Below are 17,199 nucleotides of genomic sequence, written 5' to 3'. Positions count from 1 at the left end.
GAAGGGTTTGCAACCTCGGGGGGCTTTGGCGACCGCCGTTCCGGCGGGGAATGAAGCACTTCGGCATATTCCGCTGTTCCTGGCGCAAGACCGTGGAATAGACTCCGGGTTGTGCTCCTGCGACCTGCTCGACGATGCCTTCCCTACCACCGATCCAGCCCTACTGGCGCCGCTTCGGCAGCTTCTTCCTCTATCCGCTCTCGCTCGAGCCGCTGCTCGCATGCCTGGGATTCGGCGTCCTCGCCGGCCTGGCCGGGGCCGTCTTCTTTCCCGCCAACCTGGTCCTGCAACTCATCGTGCTGGTGGCGACGCTGCGCTACGGCTACAAGGTGCTGGAGCGCACCGCGCGAGGCCACCTGGACGATGCCCACGTGCTCGTGCACCCGGGGCACGGCGGCAAGTACCTTCCCTACAAGCAGTTCGTCGTCATCGCCATCGGCCTCAGCCTCAGCGCCTACGTGGCGAGCATCGGCGGCGTGCATCTCGCGATGGTCCTGCTCGTGTTCCTTGGCTTGTTGCTCCCCGCGAACACGATGCTGCTGGCCCTGACGAACGACCTCGGCGAGTCGATCGCCCCGCCGCGCCTGTGGGCGCTGATCCGCGGCATAGGGATGCCTTATCTGGGCCTGTGTGCCTGCCTGCTGCTGTTGTCGTCGAGCAGCGCTGCCCTGCTCGGCTGGCTCGTGCCGGCCGTGCCGCCCATGCTCGTCGGCGCGCTCGGGGGCTTCCTCGGCGCCTATTTCATGGTCGTGATGTTCCGCCTGATGGGCTACGCGCTGTACCAGTACCACGACGTGCTCGGGCTGGCGGTCGATGTCGGCTTCGAGCGCCAGACGGCCACCGTCGCGCGTCCCGACCCCGCTAGCCAGCGCGCCGCCGAGTCCGCGGCGCTGATCAGGGAAGGCCGCTTCGCCGATGCGATCGCCCTCGCGCGCGGCGAGCTGGCGGAAAAACCCGGCGATATGATGGCCAACCTGCGTCTGCACCGCCTGCTGTGCGCGGTGCCGGGGGAGGAGCGCGCGATGCTGGGGCACGCGGCGGAATGGCTGCCGGCGTTGATGCGGAACGGCAGGGAGCGTGTCGCGATCGATGTCGTCGAGGCCGTCTGGCAGCACGAGCCCGAGTACGGTCCCCCCCTCGGTGCCTTCGTGCTGCCCCTCGCGCAGGCCTTCTTCGATGCCCGGCGCTACGCCGGCGCGGCGCGGCTGATCAAGGGCTTCGACCGGCGCTTCCCCGGCCATGCGGACACGCCCGCGGTGTATCTGCTGGGCGCCCGCCTGCTGATCGAACACCAGCGTGACGAGACCCAGGCGCGTCGGGTGCTGGCGGCGATCCGCGAGCACTACCCCGACAGCCCCGCGGCAACGGAGGCGCTGCGCCTGGGCGAATTGCTCGACCGGCTCGCCGCTGCCGCGAATCCCTCGGCCGCCGGCTAGCGGGGCAGTTCGAGGGCAGCGACCAGCCGTCGCAGCGGGGCAGCCCGGTCGGCAAGGCCCCGGGCGTCGAACGCGCGTGCGAGGCGACCGGCGAGGCGCACCGCGATGCCCTGTTTTTCGCGGCGTGCGAAGAAGCGCAGCACGAGGCGTTCGGCGACGTCCAGTTCGCCCGCGTCGATCAGGCGCCCGGTCAGTGCCTCCCACTTGGCCGACGCAAGCACCGGCAAGCCGTCGGCCTCGCCGCCCACCACCTCGGCCAGCAGCTTCGCGTCAGCCGAGTCCGGGCGGATTGCGGCGCATTCCAGTATCCGGCGGCGGGCGTCGTGCTCCAGCTCGCCCTGTCGCGCGAGGCGGGCAACGCGCCAGTATTCGGCGGCGAGGTCCGGACCCAGGCTGTCGTGCTCGTCGAACAGCTTGCGGTAGAGCAGTGCGGCAGGCCCGAACTGCATCGTCGCGACGTGCTTTTCCGCCCGCGCGCGCAGGGCGGCGATCGCCTCGTCGGTGTCCTGCCGATGGACGAGCTCCGCGCTCCGGCCGTGCCTGCGCCAACGGTACCCGGCGATCAGCAGCGCGCCGCTGAGCAGGCCCGCGAAGTGCGCAAGGTAGTTCACGTTGCCGTCGCGGTCGAGGACGAAGTTCTGCAGCAGCTCGTTGCCCAGCCACAGCGGCAGGATAGCGAGTGCCGGTCCGCGCACCGTGCCGAAGAAGAACACGAGCCAGTAGAAGAACTCGATGCGGCGGCGGCCGAACAAGCCGAGGTAGGCCGCCATCACCGCCGAGATCGCTCCCGAGGCGCCCAGCGACAAGCGGTGCCCGCTCACCGGCAGAAGCAGGTCGGGCAGCGCCGCCCCCAGCCCGCCGAGGAGATAGAGGGCGACAAAGCCGAGCGGCCCGAGGGCGGCTTCCACCGTGTAGCCGACGACGAACAGGACCGCCATGTTTCCGCTCAGGTGCAGGATGTCGCCGTGCAGGAACATGTGCGTCAGCAGCGTCGCCGGGCGCGGGTCCTGCCCTTCGAGCGCGAAGCGCTCCGTCAGCACGCGTTGGCGCAGCGTCTCGTAATGGTTCCGCTGTGCCCGCCACGTCGGGTAGTCGGGACTCCCAGGCGTGATTAACTGGCCCTCCCGCAGCGCTTTCATGAAGCCCCGGTCGGCTTCCATCTCACGCAGCAGGGCAGCGCCCTTGCGCGTCGACGTGCTCCCGTTGCGCCGGGCGAGTTCGGCCCGGTATGCGACCGCTTCCATCCTGGCCAGGCCGGATTGCTCGTAATAGCGCCACGCAACTTCGGCCCGCTCCGCGTCGCCGCCCTGCATCAGGAACGCAATCAGGCACAGCAGCATGATCGACAGCGTCGCGAGCGGGGGGCGGCTCCAGTCGGGCCGCGCGGGAAGGGGCAGGATCAGCATCGGGACCTGGGGAAGCAGCCGGAAGCCGCGAATTATACGGGTCGCATGGCACGGACCGCGCTCTTTGCAGGCAGAATGCCGGCTTTACCCGCCATTCCATTCGACTCATGACAGACCATCGCAGGGTGATGATTTCCGGTCGCACGCTCTCGGGTGCGCCGCTCGACGACGTGCGGGGGATGGTCGGTCTCGCCTTCCAGCTGCAGGAAGGGCAGCTCGACCGCATGCTGTGCGGCAAACCCGTCGCGGTTTCGCGCAGTGCGACGCCGGACGTGGCCGAAAAGCTCGTCGCCCGCCTGCGCGCGCTGGACCTCGAGGCCTACGTCGAATCGCCCCCTGCCGCGAGTGGGACGCCGGTTCCGCCCGCCACGCCGGTCGTTGCACGGGAGCCCCGGGAGGCCAAGCCCGCGGTCGAGCCCGTCGCGCCCCCGCCGACCGCGGCTGCGCAACCCGACGAACTCTTCGCCCTGGCCCGCCCGACCGTGGCTTCCCCGGATGTCCTCCCGCAGGGCCCCGCCCTCCAGGGGGCCGAGGCCGAAGTGCTGTGCCCCAAGTGCGGCGAAGCGCAGCCCAAGCGCACCCTGTGCCGCAAGTGCGGCCTCGACATGCCGCGCTATGCGGCCGCGCAGGAGGCGCTCGAGCGCGAGGCGCGCGAGCAGCGTGCCGCCGAAGTCGCAGCGCGCACGCAGTCCCCGACGCGCGGGCGGCGGCCCGCGGACGAGGCGACGGCGGGAGTGCTGGGCGTCGGATTCTCGGGTCGCCTGGGCAGGCTCGACTACTTTACGAGTTCGCTCGTCAGCACGCTGCTGTGGCTCGTCTTCGTGCTGCTCGCGGCGAAGACGGGCAAGGCGGCTTTCGCCGGCTTCGGCATGTTCCTGTCAGCGATCTATGGCGTCCGCTGCATTGCCCTCAGACTGCACGACACGGGGCGCAACGGCTGGCTGTCGCTGATCCTCTTGGTGCCGGTGCTCGGCGGCCTGATGGCGCTCGCGCTGTTGTTCATCGGCGGGGACCACGACGATAACGAGTACGGCCCGGTTCCTGCCGACGGTGGCGGAAGGCGGGCGCTCGTCGCACTCGCCGCCGTGCTCGCACTCGGCACCTTGAGCTATCGCAACCTCGCCGGAGACCCGGAGAACGCGGCCCGCTTCCTTGCCGCGATGAGCGCCGGCGAGGACGGCGCCGCCCATGCCGGCGACACCGGGGGGACGGAAGCCTTCTCCCAAGCGAATTACGCCAGCAACAACCGCATCGACATCTACGTGATCACGGGATGCACCGATTGCGACGACATGCGCGAGTGGCTCGACGGCAACGGGCTGCGCTACACCATGTATGCAGTCGACAAGGACCAGGCCGCAGCCGAGCGCCTGCACTCGATCGTTGCGGGCAACGGGGATGCCCGCATCCAGCTGCCGGTGCTCGAAGTGAACGGCAAGGTCCTTCCGGGAAATCCCGACGTCGACGCCGTCCATCGGCAACTGCGCCAGGAATGAAGCGCGGCTCCCCGGCGAGCTGGAACCGCGACGACATCGAGGACGAGTTCCCCCGCAGGCGCGTGCGCCGAGAGTGCGCCGCAATGCCCGTGGCAAATCCGCGGGGAGTCGTTAATATGACGACTGTATTGCGGCGCCCATCGTCGTCATCGCAGTGATCGCGACATCATGCCGGGCGCCGCGCGAACGGACGGAGTGACGGGAATCATGAGCGGCTGGTCGATCGGGGCGGGATGCGGTCTGGGGCTGAAGCTGGGAGCGGCGGGGCTGCTCCTCGGCCTGCACTGCGCGAGCGGCTTCGCGCTCGAACGGGACATCGACCTGGCCTATCGGCTGTCCGCGGAGGCTCCCGGCACCGCCTTCGAGCGGGAACGGCTGGGAATCCGCGAGGAATGCGGCCGGCATCGCGCAGAATTCCACGGGGGCGCTCCGGACGAGCAGCAGCGAGCGCAGACGCGCGAGGTGCTCGCCTACCAGGGCCTGGTCGAGGAAGCGCTGACCATGCGGGCGCGTTCGATCCGCCTCCTGGACGAGCTGCGCGAAAAGATCGCGCACCGTCAGGCACTCTCCGGGCGGGACCTGCAGCGCCTCAACCAGGGCGCCGCGGCGATGCTCGAACAGCGAGCCGCGCTCTACCGGATCAGCCTCGTCCACGAATGCTGGCTCGACGAGCCGGTCCCCGACGACCCGCAGGCCGCGCGTCGCCAGGCCACCGGCATCGCGATGTCGCTGTCGGCGGCGCTCGTGCTGTATGACAACTACCTTGCCGTCATCTCCCTGTATCGTTCCGATCCGGCCCTGCGTCAGCACCTCAATCGCGCCGACAGCGCCTTCGCGCTCCGCGGGGGCGAACTGAACCGCATCGCCGCCTCGTTCGCCTCGCCCGAGAATCGCGCCCGCGTGCGCCGTGCCCTGGTGTGGCTCGAAGAGCATGCGCCCGCCGGCGCGCTGGAAGAGGACACCGGCGACGAGGCCTTCCGCTACCTCGGCCAGCTCATCGACCAGAGTCCGTCACGCAACATCGTCCGTCATGCCCGACCGCTCGAATTCGTCGGCAACATGTTCGGCATGTTCTCCACGCTCGGGGCGGACTCCGTTGTCGGCCTGAAGAAGGAGGGCGTGCATGTCTCCAGCCTCCTGTTCGGCAATGCGGTCGGCCTCGTCGAGAGCCGGCGGGGCAAGCTGGACGCGCGCCCGTCGGTGCTGGCAAAAGTCGCGGTGACCGCGCAGGCCGGCGACATCCTGCTCGAAAAGACACCGTTCCGCCTCACCGACGCCTTCATTCCGGGCCACTGGGGCCATGTCGCCGTGTGGATCGGCAGCGAGTCCGAACTGCGCGAGCTCGGCATATGGGACCATCCCGTCGTGCGTCCCCTGCAGGCGCGGATACGTTCCGGTCGGGGCGTCGTCGAAGCCCTGCGCTCGGGCGTCGAGATGAACACGCTCGCGCACTTCCTCAACGTCGACGACCTCGCGCTGCTGCGCCAGGACGAGCTCTCCTCCGCCCAACGCGCCGAAATCGTCCTCCAGGCCCTGCGACAGGTGGGCAAGGGCTACGATTTCAATTTCGACGTCGAGTCGACGGACCGGATCGTCTGCTCCGAACTCGTGTATCACAGCTACCTGCACCTCGACTGGCCGACCGAGCGGCGCCTGGGGCGCGTGACGATCAGCCCCGACAACGTCGCCGTGCGCGCCGTGGGCGGCGGTCCCCTCAGCGTTGCGCTGCTCTACCGCGACGGGGAGGAGGTGGAATCCGCGCGCGGCGATGCGATGGCCCGGCTCGTGCAGGCGCAGGTGATCAGGCTCGCCGGCCGCTGAGCGGACACGGGCGGCGCAAAGAACAGACGATTTCCGGCGCCCCGCCGTCCGCCTCCCCCGGCCACGGGCGTTTCGGGTGGGCTGTGCGGACACGAATGTGTCACGCAAGTTGCTGTTTGTGCGCAGGTTTTCCGTGAAACAGTTTTGCGGAACACTAGGCTTTCGCACTGCAACAGCGTAAAATCCCCCGTCTTTCGCTTCATCCGCGCCGGGGTGCGCCATGCTCTATCCCTCCCGTTTCGATGTCATCGTTGTCGGTGGCGGCCATGCCGGTACCGAAGCCGCGCTCGCGGCCGCGCGCATGGGCGCGAAAACCCTGCTGCTCACGCACAACATCGAAACCCTCGGGCAGATGAGCTGCAACCCGTCGATCGGCGGCATCGGCAAGGGCCACCTCGTCAAGGAAGTCGACGCCCTGGGCGGCGCGATGGCCGCCGCCACCGACGAGGGCGGCATCCAGTTCCGCATCCTCAACGCGTCGAAGGGCCCCGCGGTGCGGGCGACCCGCGCCCAGGCCGACCGCGTGCTGTACAAGGCCGCGATCCGCAGACGCCTCGAAAACCAGCCCAACCTGTGGCTGTTCCAGCAGGCCGTCGACGACATCACCGTGGCCGGCGATCGCGTCACCGGCGTCGTCACGCAGATCGGTCTCGCCTTCGAGGCGCCCGCCGTCGTGCTCACCGCCGGCACCTTCCTCAACGGCCTCGTGCACGTCGGCCTCGAACACTACTCCGCGGGCCGTGCCGGCGACCCGCCCGCGATCTCCCTTGGCCAGCGCCTGAAGGAGCTCAAGCTGCCGCAGGGGCGCCTCAAGACCGGCACCCCGCCGCGCCTCGACGCGCGCACCATAGACTTTTCCGTCATGCAGGAGCAGCCCGGCGACGACCCCGTGCCGGTGTTCAGCTTCCTCGGCTCGGCCGCCCAGCACCCCGCGCAGCTGCCGTGCTGGATCACGCACACCAACCAACGCACCCACGACATCATCCGCGCCAACCTCGACCGCTCGCCGATGTACTCCGGCGTCATCGAAGGCGTCGGCCCGCGCTACTGCCCGTCGATCGAGGACAAGATCCACCGCTTCGCCGACAAGGACAGCCACAACATCTTCCTCGAGCCCGAGGGCCTCACGACGCACGAGATCTACCCGAACGGGATCTCCACGTCGCTGCCCTTCGACGTCCAGCTCGCCGTCGTGCGCTCGATCCGCGGCCTCGAGAACGCGCACATCCTGCGTCCCGGCTACGCGATCGAATACGACTACTTCGACCCGCGCAACCTCAAGAGCAGCCTCGAAACCAAGACCTTCCACGGCCTCTTCTTCGCCGGCCAGATCAACGGCACCACCGGCTACGAGGAAGCCGCCGCGCAGGGCCTGCTCGCCGGCGCCAACGCCGCGCTGCAGGTGCAGGGTCGCGAAGCCTGGTGCCCGCGCCGCGACGAGGCCTACCTCGGCGTGCTCGTCGACGACCTCGTCACCCGCGGCGTCGCCGAGCCCTACCGCATGTTCACGTCGCGCGCCGAATACCGCCTCTCGCTGCGCGAGGACAACGCCGACCTGCGCCTCACCGAGAAGGGCCGCGAACTGGGCCTCGTCGACGACGTGCGCTGGGACGCCTTCTGCCGCAAGCGCGAAGCGATCGAGCGCGAAACCGCGCGCCTCAAGGCCACCTGGGCGAATCCCGAACGCGTGCCCGCGGCCGATGCCGAGCGTGTCGTCGGCAAGGCGCTCGAGCGCGAATACCGCTTCTTCGAGCTGCTGCGCCGCCCGAACACCCGCTACGTCGAGCTCATGACGCTGCCCGGCGCGCCCGAGGCCCCGGAGACCGACCCGCAGGTCATCGAGCAGCTCGAGATCGCGGCGAAGTACCAGGGTTATATCGACCGTCAGCAGGACGAGGTCGCCAAGCAGCTGCAGGCCGAATCGACGCGCCTGCCCGCCGAGCTCGATTACGCCGAGGTGCGCGGTCTGTCCAAGGAGGTGCAGCAGAAGCTCAACCTGCACAAGCCCGAGACCATCGGCCAGGCCGGCCGCATCCAGGGCGTCACGCCGGCCGCGATCTCGCTGCTGCTCGTGTGGCTCAAGCGCCGCGAACTCGTCGCGCGCAGCCGCGGCACCGTGGGCGACGAGCCGGCGCAGGCGAAATTGGCATGATCGCGATGACGCTCGAGCGTGGCCTCGCCCAGATGGGCCTCACCCTGCCGGTCGACGTGCAGACGAAGCTCCTCGCCTTCGCCGCGCTGCTGCAGAAGTGGAACAAGGTCTACAACCTCACGTCGATCCGCGATCCCGGCCAGATCCTCACGCATCACCTGCTCGATTCGCTCGTGGTCCTGCCGCAGCTGGCGGGCATCGAACGCCTCGCCGACGTCGGCTCGGGCGGCGGACTCCCCGGCATCCCGCTCGCGATCGCGACGGCGGGCCAGCATCCCGCGCTCGCGATCACTTCGATCGAGACCGTCAACAAGAAGGCGAGCTTCCAGCAGCAGGCGAAGATCGAACTCGGGCTCGCAAACTTCACCGTCGTGAATGAACGCGTCGAGAACGTGCACCCCGACGCCCCCTTCGACGCCATCGTCTCGCGCGCCTTCTCCGAACTCGCCGACTTCGTCGGCCTCACGCAGCACCTGTTGCGCCCCGGCGGTCGCTTCCTTGCCATGAAGGGCGTGTATCCTCATGACGAAATCGCGCGCCTGCCCGCCGACTTCCGCGTCGTCGAGGCCGTGCCGCTGACGGTGCCGGGACTCGGCGCCGAACGACACCTGATCATCGTGGAAAAGAGCTGAATGGCACGAATCTTCTGCGTCGCGAACCAGAAAGGCGGAGTCGGCAAGACGACCACCTGCGTGAACCTCGCCGCCGCGCTGCAGCTCGCCGGCCAGCGCACCCTGCTCGTCGACCTCGATCCGCAGGGCAACGCGACGATGGGCAGCGGCATCGACAAGCGCGCGCTGCAGAAGTCCGTGTATCACGTCCTCGTCGGCCTTGCGACGCTCGACGAAGCGCGGGCGAGCTCCCCGTCCGGCGGCTACGACGTCCTGCCGGCGAACCGCGACCTGGCCGGCGCGGAGGTCGAGCTCGTCGACCTCGAACGCCGCGAGAACCGCCTGCGCGACGCCTTCAAACAGTTCGACGCGGATTACGACTTCGTCCTCGTCGACTGCCCGCCCTCGCTGTCGATGCTCACGCTCAACGGCCTGTGCGCCGCCCACGGCGTCATCATCCCGATGCAGTGCGAGTACTACGCGCTCGAAGGCCTGTCCGACCTCGTCAACACGATCAAGAAGGTGCACGCCAACCTCAACCGCGACCTCAAGATCATCGGCCTGCTGCGCGTCATGTTCGACGCGCGCATGACCCTGCAGCAGCAGGTCTCCGCCCAGCTCGAGAGCCATTTCGGCGACAAGGTGTTCGACGCCATCGTGCCGCGCAACGTGCGCCTCGCCGAAGCGCCCAGCCACGGCATGCCCGGCGTCGTTTTCGACCGCGCCGCCAAGGGCGCGCAGGCCTACATGGCCTTCGCGAACGAAATGATCGACCGCGTGAAGACGCTGTAACCCGCCCACGATCCAGCAGGCAAAGCCCATGTCCCGACCCAAACTCAAAGGCCTAGGCCGCGGCCTCGACGCATTGCTCGCGGCGAACAACGACGACGAAGCCGTCGGCGAACTGCAGACCCTCGGCGTCGCCGCGCTGCGGCCCGGCAAATACCAGCCGCGCACGCGCATGGACCCGGGTTCGCTCGAGGAACTGGCCGCCTCGATCAAGGCCCAGGGCGTCATGCAGCCCATCCTCGTGCGCCCCGTCGACGGCAGCGGCTACGAGATCATCGCCGGCGAACGCCGCTGGCGCGCCGCGCAGATCGCCGAGCTCGCCGAAGTACCCTGCCTCGTGCGCGAGATCCCGGACGAAGCCGCGCTCGCGATGTCGCTGATCGAGAACATCCAGCGCGAGGACCTCAATCCCCTCGAGGAAGCGAGCGGCATCCAGCGCCTCATCGACGAATTCGGCATGACCCACCAGCAGGCCGCCGACGCCGTCGGCCGCTCGCGCCCGGCCGCATCCAACCTGCTGCGCCTGCTCAATCTTGCGCGCCCGGTGCAGGAACTGCTCATGGCCGGCGACATCGACATGGGTCATGCACGCGCCATCCTTCCGCTCGACGGCGCGAGCCAGATCCAGCTCGCGAACCAGGTCGCTGCGCGCGGCCTGTCGGTGCGCGACACCGAGCGGCTCGTCCAGCAGACCGTCAATCCGCGCCCCAAGAAGCCGACGCAGGCTCCCGACCGCGACCTCATGCGCCTCGAGGAGGAAATCGCCGACCTCATAGGCGCGACGGTCCGCATCAAGGCCAACCGCAAAGGGGCGGGAGAAATCACCCTGCAGTTCGGCAACCTCGACCAGCTCGACGGCCTCCTCGCCCGCCTGCGCGGCCCCCTCGATTGACTCCGCCGGAGCGTCGCGCCCTACGCAGTTCTGCGTATCTTGTATAAGATGCAGGACTGGTCGCGGACTGCATGCTGCAGCGCGATACATATTTGACTTCGTTACGGTTAACCCCTAGTATTCGCGGAATTTTTAAGGCGGTCGGTGCCTGAACGGCGCGGCGCGGCGGCAGATCCATGCTGAAGATGGTTTTACTGCAGTTGGGCGCAACGATCGTTGCAACGGCCATTGCGGCCGTTTTTTTCGGCCCGACGGGGGCGATCTCCGCAGCGCTGGGAGGTCTGGCCTGCGTGCTTCCGAGTGCGTTGTTCGCATTCCGGCTGCACATCGTCGCCAAGCGCGGCGGGTCGGGCCATGTGACGGCTTTTTTTGTCGGCGAGTTCCTGAAGGTCGCGTCGATAGTGGGATTGTTGGTGCTGGTCGGGCTGCGCTATGAAGACGTCCATTGGGGCGGCCTCTTCATCGGCCTGATCCTGGCACTCAAGGCGAATTTGTTTGCATTTTTGGTGAAGACCTAATATGGCTACCGAAGCACCCACCGCAGGCGAGTACATCGTCCACCACCTCACCCACCTCAACTCCACCGGTCACGCCCAGAAGGCGGTCATCGACTGGAGCGTGTGGAACCTCGACACCCTGTTCTTCTCGGTTTCGCTGGGCGTCATCGCGCTGTTCTTCCTGATCCGCGCTGCCAGCAAGGCCACCGCGGGCGTGCCGGGCCGTTTTCAGGCCGCCGTCGAAATCCTCATCGAAATGGTCGCCGACCAGGCCAAGGGCATCGTGCATAGTGCCGAATCGCGCAAATTCGTCGCGCCGGTCGCGCTCACCGTGTTCCTGTGGATCTTCCTCATGAACTCGATGGACTTCCTGCCGGTCGATCTGTTGCCGAAGATCTGGCAGATCGCCACCAACAACGATCACGCCTATCTGCGCGTCGTGCCGACCGCCGACCTCAACGGCACCCTGGGCATGTCGATCGGCGTGCTGCTGCTGTGCCTCTACTACAACATCAAGATCAAGGGCTTCTCCGGCTGGGTGCACGAGCTCTTCACCGCGCCGTTCGGCAGCCATCCGCTGCTGTACCCGGTGAACTTCCTCATGCAGATGATCGAGTTCCTCGCCAAGACCGTCTCGCACGGCATGCGACTGTTCGGCAACATGTATGCCGGCGAACTGATCTTCATGCTCATCGCGCTGCTCGGCGGCACCGCCACCGTCTACGGCTTCGTCGGCCACGTCATCGCCGGCTCGATCTGGGCTGTGTTCCACATACTGATCGTCGCGCTGCAGGCCTTCATCTTCATGATGCTGACGCTGGTGTACATCGGCCAGGCACACGAAAGCCACTAACCGTTTTGTAGTCGTAACTGGTTTCTTTTTAACTTCAATCTCTTACTTAAGGAGTCGTCATGGAAAACGTTCTGGGTTTTGTTGCGCTGGCTGCTGGTCTGATCATCGGCATGGGTGCTATCGGTGCTTGTATCGGTATCGGCATCATGGGCTCCAAGTACCTCGAAGCTTCGGCCCGTCAGCCCGAGCTGATGAACGCGCTGCAAACCAAGATGTTCCTGCTGGCTGGTCTGATCGACGCTGCGTTCCTGATCGGCGTCGGTATCGCGATGATGTTCGCCTTCGCCAACCCGTTCCAGCTCTGATCGGTTCGCTCATTTGGCCTCCATCGGCCTCATTGAACACAACTGAGGAGCAAGAACAGTGAATTTGAACGCAACCCTGATAGCCCAGCTCGTTGTGTTCTTCATTCTGGCGTGGGTCACGATGAAGTTCGTGTGGCCCCCCATCGTGAAGGCACTCGACGAGCGCGCGAAGAAGATCGCGGACGGGCTCGCGGCTGCGGACAAGGCAAAGGCCGACCTCTCGCTCGCCGAGAAGAAGGTCGTCGAGGAACTGCGCAAGGCCCGCGAATCCGCGGGTGATGTGCGCGGTGCTGCCGAGAAGCAGGCAGCGACCGTCCTCGACGAGGCCCGTGCCGAAGCCGCCCGCATCATTGCCCAGGCGCGTGAAGCCGCGCAAGGTGAAGCCGGTGCCGCTGCGCAGCGTGCCAAGGAAGTCCTGCGCGACCAGGTCGCCAACCTCGCCGTCGCCGGTGCCGAGCGCATCCTGCGTCGCGAGATCAACGCCCAGGTGCATGCCGATCTGCTCGCCAACCTGAAACAGGAACTGCAATAAGTCATGGCCGAGAACGTCACCATCGCGCGCCCCTATGCGGATGCCGCCTTCGAGCTGGCCCGCGGGGCAGGTGCGCTGGGGCCTTGGTCGGAAGCACTCGATCGGCTGGCCGCGATTGCCGCGGACAGCTCGATGCGGGCCTGCATCAGTGATCCGAAACTGTCGGCGCAGCAGCTGTACCAGCTGTTCCTCGACGTTGCGGGTCAGGGCCTGACCCCCGAACTGCAGAATTTCGTCCGCGTCCTCGTGGACAACGAACGCCTGCAGGTGCTTCCGGAGATCCGTGACCTGTTCGTCGATCTCAAGAACGAACATGAGGGCGTCAAGGAGGCGGAAATCGCCTCCGCCTTCCCGCTCGACGATGCGACCCTGGCAACGCTGAAAGCCGATCTTGAAAACCGTTTCAAGACGAAGCTGAACATCAGCGTGAGCCTCGACCCCGAACTCATCGGGGGGGTCCGTATCGCCATCGGCGACGAAGTGATCGACGCCTCGGTCCGCGGCAAACTCGCGAACATGGCCGCTGCGCTAAAGAACTAGGAGCATACCCAGATGCAACTCAACCCCTCTGAAATCAGTGATCTGATTAAGAGCCGGATCCAGAACCTGCAGCTCGCAGCCACGTCGCGCAACGAGGGTACGGTGGTGTCGGTTACCGACGGCATCACCCGCGTCCACGGCCTCGCCGACGTCATGCAGGGCGAAATGCTGGAATTCCCTGGCAACACCTTCGGCCTCGCGCTGAACCTCGAGCGTGACTCGGTCGGCGCGGTGGTTCTCGGCGAGTACGAGCACATCACCGAAGGCGATTCCGTCAAGGCGACGGGCCGCATTCTCGAAGTGCCGGTCGGTCCCGAACTGATCGGCCGCGTCGTCAACGCGCTGGGTCAGCCGATCGACGGCAAGGGCCCGATCAACGCCAAGCTGACCGACAAGATCGAAAAGGTCGCGCCGGGCGTTATCTGGCGTCAGTCGGTTTCGCAGCCGGTGCAAACCGGTCTGAAGTCGGTCGACTCCATGGTGCCGATCGGCCGTGGCCAGCGCGAGCTGATCATCGGCGACCGCCAGACGGGCAAGACCGCCGTCGCCGTCGACGCGATCATCAACCAGAAAGGCCAGGACATGTTCTGCGTCTACGTCGCGATCGGCCAGAAGGCCTCGACGATCGCGAACGTGGTGCGCAAGCTGGAAGAGCACGGCGCGATGGAATACACCATCGTCGTCGCCGCGACCGCTTCCGAGTCCGCCGCGATGCAGTTCATCGCCCCGTACTCGGGCTGCACGATGGGCGAGTACTTCCGCGACCGCGGCCAGGACGCCCTGATCATTTACGACGATCTGACCAAGCAGGCCTGGGCCTACCGTCAGATCTCGCTGCTGCTGCGCCGCCCGCCGGGCCGCGAAGCCTACCCCGGCGACGTGTTCTACCTGCACTCGCGTCTGCTCGAGCGCGCTTCGCGCGTCTCCGCCGACTACGTCGAGAAGTTCACCAACGGCGAAGTCAAGGGCAAGACCGGTTCGCTGACCGCGCTGCCCGTGATCGAAACCCAGGCCGGCGACGTTTCCGCGTTCGTTCCGACCAACGTCATTTCGATTACCGACGGCCAGATCTTCCTTGATACCGACCTGTTCAACGCCGGTGTCCGTCCCGCGATCAACGCCGGTATCTCGGTGTCGCGAGTCGGTGGCGCCGCGCAGACCAAGGTCGTCAAGAAGCTCTCCGGCGGTATCCGTACCGACCTAGCGCAGTACCGCGAACTCGCGGCCTTCGCACAGTTCGCTTCGGACCTCGACGACGCGACGCGCAAGCAGCTCGAGCGCGGCCGCCGCGTGACCGAGCTGATGAAGCAGGTCCAGTACGCGCCGATGTCGATCGCCGAGATGGCCATCACGCTGTTCGCGGTGAACAACGGTTACTTCGACGACGTCGAAGTCGGCCGCGTGCTCGCCTTCGAGAACGGCCTGCAGCAGTTCGTCAAGACGAAGAACGCCGCGCTGGTCTCCAAGATCCTGTCCGCCAAGGAGCTCGACGCCGACGGCGAGAAGCAACTCGTCGCCACGATCGAAGAGTTCAAGAAGAGCTGGGCCTAAGGCCGCGGACGGAGACGGAATATGGCTAGCGGTAAGGAAATCCGTACCAAGATCAAGAGCGTGCAAAACACGCGCAAGATCACCAAGGCCATGGAAATGGTGGCCGCATCCAAAATGCGCAAGGCGCAGGACCGGATGCGCGCTGCCCGTCCCTATGCCGACAAGATCCGCCGACTCGCCGCGAACCTGTCCCAGGCCAATGTGACCGACTACAAGCACCCCTTCCTGGTCCACAAGGACCAGGTCAAGCGGGTGGGCCTGATCCTCGTCACCACCGACAAGGGTCTGTGCGGCGGTCTCAACACCAACATCCAGCGTGTCGCGCTGAACGCGATGAAGGAATGGAACGCCAACGGCGTTTCCGATATCCGTGCCTGCTGCATCGGCAACAAGGGTTTCGGCTTCATGCAGCGGATGGGCGCGAACGTCGTGTCGCACGTCGTGCAGATGGGCGATACGCCGCACCTGGAAAAGATGATCGGCCCGGTCAAGGTCATGCTCGACGCGTTCCAGAACGGCGAGCTCGACGCGGTCTACATTGCCTACACGCGCTTCATCAACACGATGAAGCAGGAGCCGGTGCTCGAGCAGCTGCTGCCGCTGTCGGGCGAACAGCTTGGCACCCCCGACAGCTCGTGGGACTACCTCTACGAGCCGGACCCGCAGGTGGTCATCGACGAAATGCTCGTGCGTTACGTCGAGGCGCTGGTGTACCAGGCTGTCGCCGAGAACATGGCTTCCGAACAGAGTGCGCGAATGGTGGCAATGAAGGCCGCCTCCGACAATGCCAAGACCGTGATTGGCGATCTGCAGCTGGTCTATAACAAGACCCGCCAGGCCGCGATCACGAAGGAGCTGTCGGAGATCGTCGGCGGCGCCGCCGCGGTGTAACGGAATATTGATTTAAGGAAACGACGATGAGTCAAGGAACTATCGTTCAGTGCATCGGCGCCGTGGTGGATATCCAGTTCCCCCGCGAAGCGATGCCCAAGGTGTATGACGCGCTCAAGCTCGACAGCGCCGCCGGTTCGTTCGCCGAAGACGGGCTGACCTTCGAGGTCCAGCAGCAGCTCGGCGACGGCGTGGTGCGTACCATTGCGCTCGGTTCGTCCGACGGCCTGCGCCGCGGCATGACCGTGACGGGCACGGGCAAGGCGATTTCGGTGCCGGTCGGTCACGGCACGCTGGGTCGCATCATGGACGTGCTGGGTCGCCCGATCGACGAAGCCGGCCCGATCCAGGCCGACGAACTGCGCCCGATCCATGCGAAGGCCCCGAAGTTCGACGATCTTTCGCCGTCGGTCGACCTGCTCGAAACCGGCATCAAGGTTATCGATCTGGTCTGCCCGTTCGCGAAGGGCGGCAAGGTCGGCCTGTTCGGCGGTGCCGGCGTGGGCAAGACCGTGAACATGATGGAGCTGATCAACAACATCGCCAAGCAGCACTCGGGTCTGTCGGTGTTCGCAGGCGTGGGCGAGCGTACCCGTGAGGGCAACGACTTCTACCACGAGATGAAGGACTCCAACGTTCTCGACAAGGTTGCGATGGTGTTCGGTCAGATGAACGAACCCCCGGGCAACCGTCTGCGCGTCGCGCTGACCGGCCTGACGATGGCCGAGCGCTTCCGCGACGAAGGCCGCGACATCCTGTTCTTCGTGGACAACATCTACCGCTACACCCTGGCCGGTACCGAAGTGTCCGCGCTGCTGGGCCGTATGCCGTCCGCGGTGGGCTACCAGCCGACGCTGGCGGAAGAAATGGGCCGCCTGCAGGAGCGCATCACCTCGACCAAGGTCGGCTCGATCACCTCGATCCAGGCCGTGTACGTCCCTGCGGACGACTTGACCGACCCGTCGCCGGCGACCACCTTCCTCCACCTCGACTCGACCGTCGTTCTGTCGCGTGACATCGCTGCGCTGGGTATCTACCCCGCCGTCGATCCGCTCGACTCGACCTCGCGCCAGCTCGACCCGCTGGTCGTCGGCGAAGAGCACTACGGCGTGGCCCGTCAGGTGCAGATGACGCTGCAGCGCTACAAGGAACTGCGCGACATCATCGCGATTCTGGGCATGGACGAACTGTCGCCGGAAGACAAGCTGGCCGTGTCGCGTGCGCGGAAGATCCAGCGTTTCCTGTCGCAGCCCTTCCACGTCGCGGAAGTGTTCACCGGCTCGCCGGGCAAGTACGTGCCGCTGAAGGAGACGATTAAGGGCTTCAAGATGATCGTCAACGGCGAGTGCGATCACCTGCCGGAGCAGGCGTTCTACATGGTCGGTGGCATCGAAGAGGCCATCGAGAAGGCCAAGAAGCTCCAGTAA

Annotated in this window: 16 protein-coding genes; 15 read left to right on the top strand and 1 reads right to left on the bottom strand. The window is 66.5% G+C overall.

Annotated elements, in window-relative coordinates:
* The first annotated feature begins 134 nt into the window (after nucleotides 1-134).
* Nucleotides 135-1,436, top strand: a complete 1,302-nt coding sequence (locus BW991_RS12135) for a tetratricopeptide repeat protein (protein WP_076602378.1) — start codon at nucleotides 135-137, stop codon at nucleotides 1,434-1,436.
* Here the strand turns inward: BW991_RS12135 and BW991_RS12130 are convergent.
* The gene (locus BW991_RS12130; protein WP_076602377.1) at nucleotides 1,433-2,842 is read right to left on the bottom strand and encodes a rhomboid family intramembrane serine protease; all 1,410 of its coding nucleotides are present in this window, start codon (nucleotides 2,840-2,842) and stop codon (nucleotides 1,433-1,435) included. The two genes, BW991_RS12135 and BW991_RS12130, sit on opposite strands and share 4 nt — an antisense overlap.
* Nucleotides 2,843-2,949: 107 nt before the next feature.
* On the opposite strand from BW991_RS12130, the gene BW991_RS12125 reads away from it, so the two are divergent.
* From BW991_RS12125 to atpD, 14 genes are all read left to right on the top strand, one after another.
* Entirely contained in the window at nucleotides 2,950-4,338 is a 1,389-nt protein-coding gene (locus tag BW991_RS12125) for a DUF805 domain-containing protein (protein ID WP_088179608.1), read from the top strand.
* A gap of 207 nt (nucleotides 4,339-4,545) precedes the next feature.
* The gene (locus BW991_RS12120; RefSeq protein ID WP_076602375.1) at nucleotides 4,546-6,159 is read left to right on the top strand and encodes a YiiX/YebB-like N1pC/P60 family cysteine hydrolase; all 1,614 of its coding nucleotides are present in this window, start codon (nucleotides 4,546-4,548) and stop codon (nucleotides 6,157-6,159) included.
* Nucleotides 6,160-6,379: 220 nt separating this feature from the next.
* The gene (mnmG, locus tag BW991_RS12115; protein WP_076602374.1) at nucleotides 6,380-8,311 is read left to right on the top strand and encodes a tRNA uridine-5-carboxymethylaminomethyl(34) synthesis enzyme MnmG; all 1,932 of its coding nucleotides are present in this window, start codon (nucleotides 6,380-6,382) and stop codon (nucleotides 8,309-8,311) included.
* Nucleotides 8,308-8,943: a 16S rRNA (guanine(527)-N(7))-methyltransferase RsmG gene (gene rsmG, locus BW991_RS12110; RefSeq protein WP_076602373.1), complete on the top strand. Its 636-nt coding sequence runs from the start codon at nucleotides 8,308-8,310 to the stop codon at nucleotides 8,941-8,943. Before mnmG ends, rsmG begins: the two co-directional genes overlap by 4 nt.
* Nucleotides 8,944-9,714 (top strand): ParA family protein, encoded by a 771-nt coding sequence (locus BW991_RS12105; RefSeq protein WP_076602372.1) that lies wholly within the window; start codon nucleotides 8,944-8,946, stop codon nucleotides 9,712-9,714. It abuts the gene before it with no gap.
* Between the two features lie 28 nt (nucleotides 9,715-9,742).
* Nucleotides 9,743-10,603, top strand: a complete 861-nt coding sequence (locus BW991_RS12100) for a ParB/RepB/Spo0J family partition protein (RefSeq protein WP_076602371.1) — start codon at nucleotides 9,743-9,745, stop codon at nucleotides 10,601-10,603.
* Nucleotides 10,604-10,779: 176 nt separating this feature from the next.
* Nucleotides 10,780-11,121, top strand: a complete 342-nt coding sequence (locus BW991_RS12095; RefSeq protein WP_076602370.1) for an ATP synthase subunit I — start codon at nucleotides 10,780-10,782, stop codon at nucleotides 11,119-11,121.
* A gap of 1 nt (nucleotide 11,122) precedes the next feature.
* Nucleotides 11,123-11,953 carry a F0F1 ATP synthase subunit A gene (gene atpB / locus BW991_RS12090; protein WP_076602369.1) on the top strand — a complete coding sequence of 277 codons (831 nt, stop codon included), beginning with the start codon at nucleotides 11,123-11,125 and terminating at the stop codon, nucleotides 11,951-11,953.
* Nucleotides 11,954-12,012: 59 nt separating this feature from the next.
* Entirely contained in the window at nucleotides 12,013-12,258 is a 246-nt protein-coding gene (gene atpE, locus BW991_RS12085; RefSeq protein WP_050414076.1) for a F0F1 ATP synthase subunit C, read from the top strand.
* 58 nt (nucleotides 12,259-12,316) lie between these two features.
* Nucleotides 12,317-12,790 (top strand): F0F1 ATP synthase subunit B, encoded by a 474-nt coding sequence (locus tag BW991_RS12080; protein WP_076602368.1) that lies wholly within the window; start codon nucleotides 12,317-12,319, stop codon nucleotides 12,788-12,790.
* Between the two features lie 3 nt (nucleotides 12,791-12,793).
* Nucleotides 12,794-13,330 carry a F0F1 ATP synthase subunit delta gene (locus tag BW991_RS12075; protein ID WP_076602367.1) on the top strand — a complete coding sequence of 179 codons (537 nt, stop codon included), beginning with the start codon at nucleotides 12,794-12,796 and terminating at the stop codon, nucleotides 13,328-13,330.
* A gap of 12 nt (nucleotides 13,331-13,342) precedes the next feature.
* The gene (gene atpA / locus BW991_RS12070; protein ID WP_076602366.1) at nucleotides 13,343-14,881 is read left to right on the top strand and encodes a F0F1 ATP synthase subunit alpha; all 1,539 of its coding nucleotides are present in this window, start codon (nucleotides 13,343-13,345) and stop codon (nucleotides 14,879-14,881) included.
* A 21-nt stretch (nucleotides 14,882-14,902) separates the two neighbouring features.
* On the top strand, nucleotides 14,903-15,772 hold the full coding sequence (atpG, locus tag BW991_RS12065) for a F0F1 ATP synthase subunit gamma (RefSeq protein WP_076602365.1): 870 nt from the start codon (nucleotides 14,903-14,905) through the stop codon (nucleotides 15,770-15,772).
* A gap of 26 nt (nucleotides 15,773-15,798) precedes the next feature.
* On the top strand, nucleotides 15,799-17,199 hold the full coding sequence (gene atpD / locus BW991_RS12060; RefSeq protein WP_076602364.1) for a F0F1 ATP synthase subunit beta: 1,401 nt from the start codon (nucleotides 15,799-15,801) through the stop codon (nucleotides 17,197-17,199).

Origin of the sequence: Aromatoleum tolulyticum, assembly GCF_900156155.1 — a bacterium.
Classification (GTDB): Bacteria; Pseudomonadota; Gammaproteobacteria; order Burkholderiales; family Rhodocyclaceae; genus Aromatoleum; species Aromatoleum tolulyticum.
The sequence above is the reverse complement of the archived record's forward strand: the minus strand, read 5'-3'. Positions and strand labels throughout refer to the sequence as shown.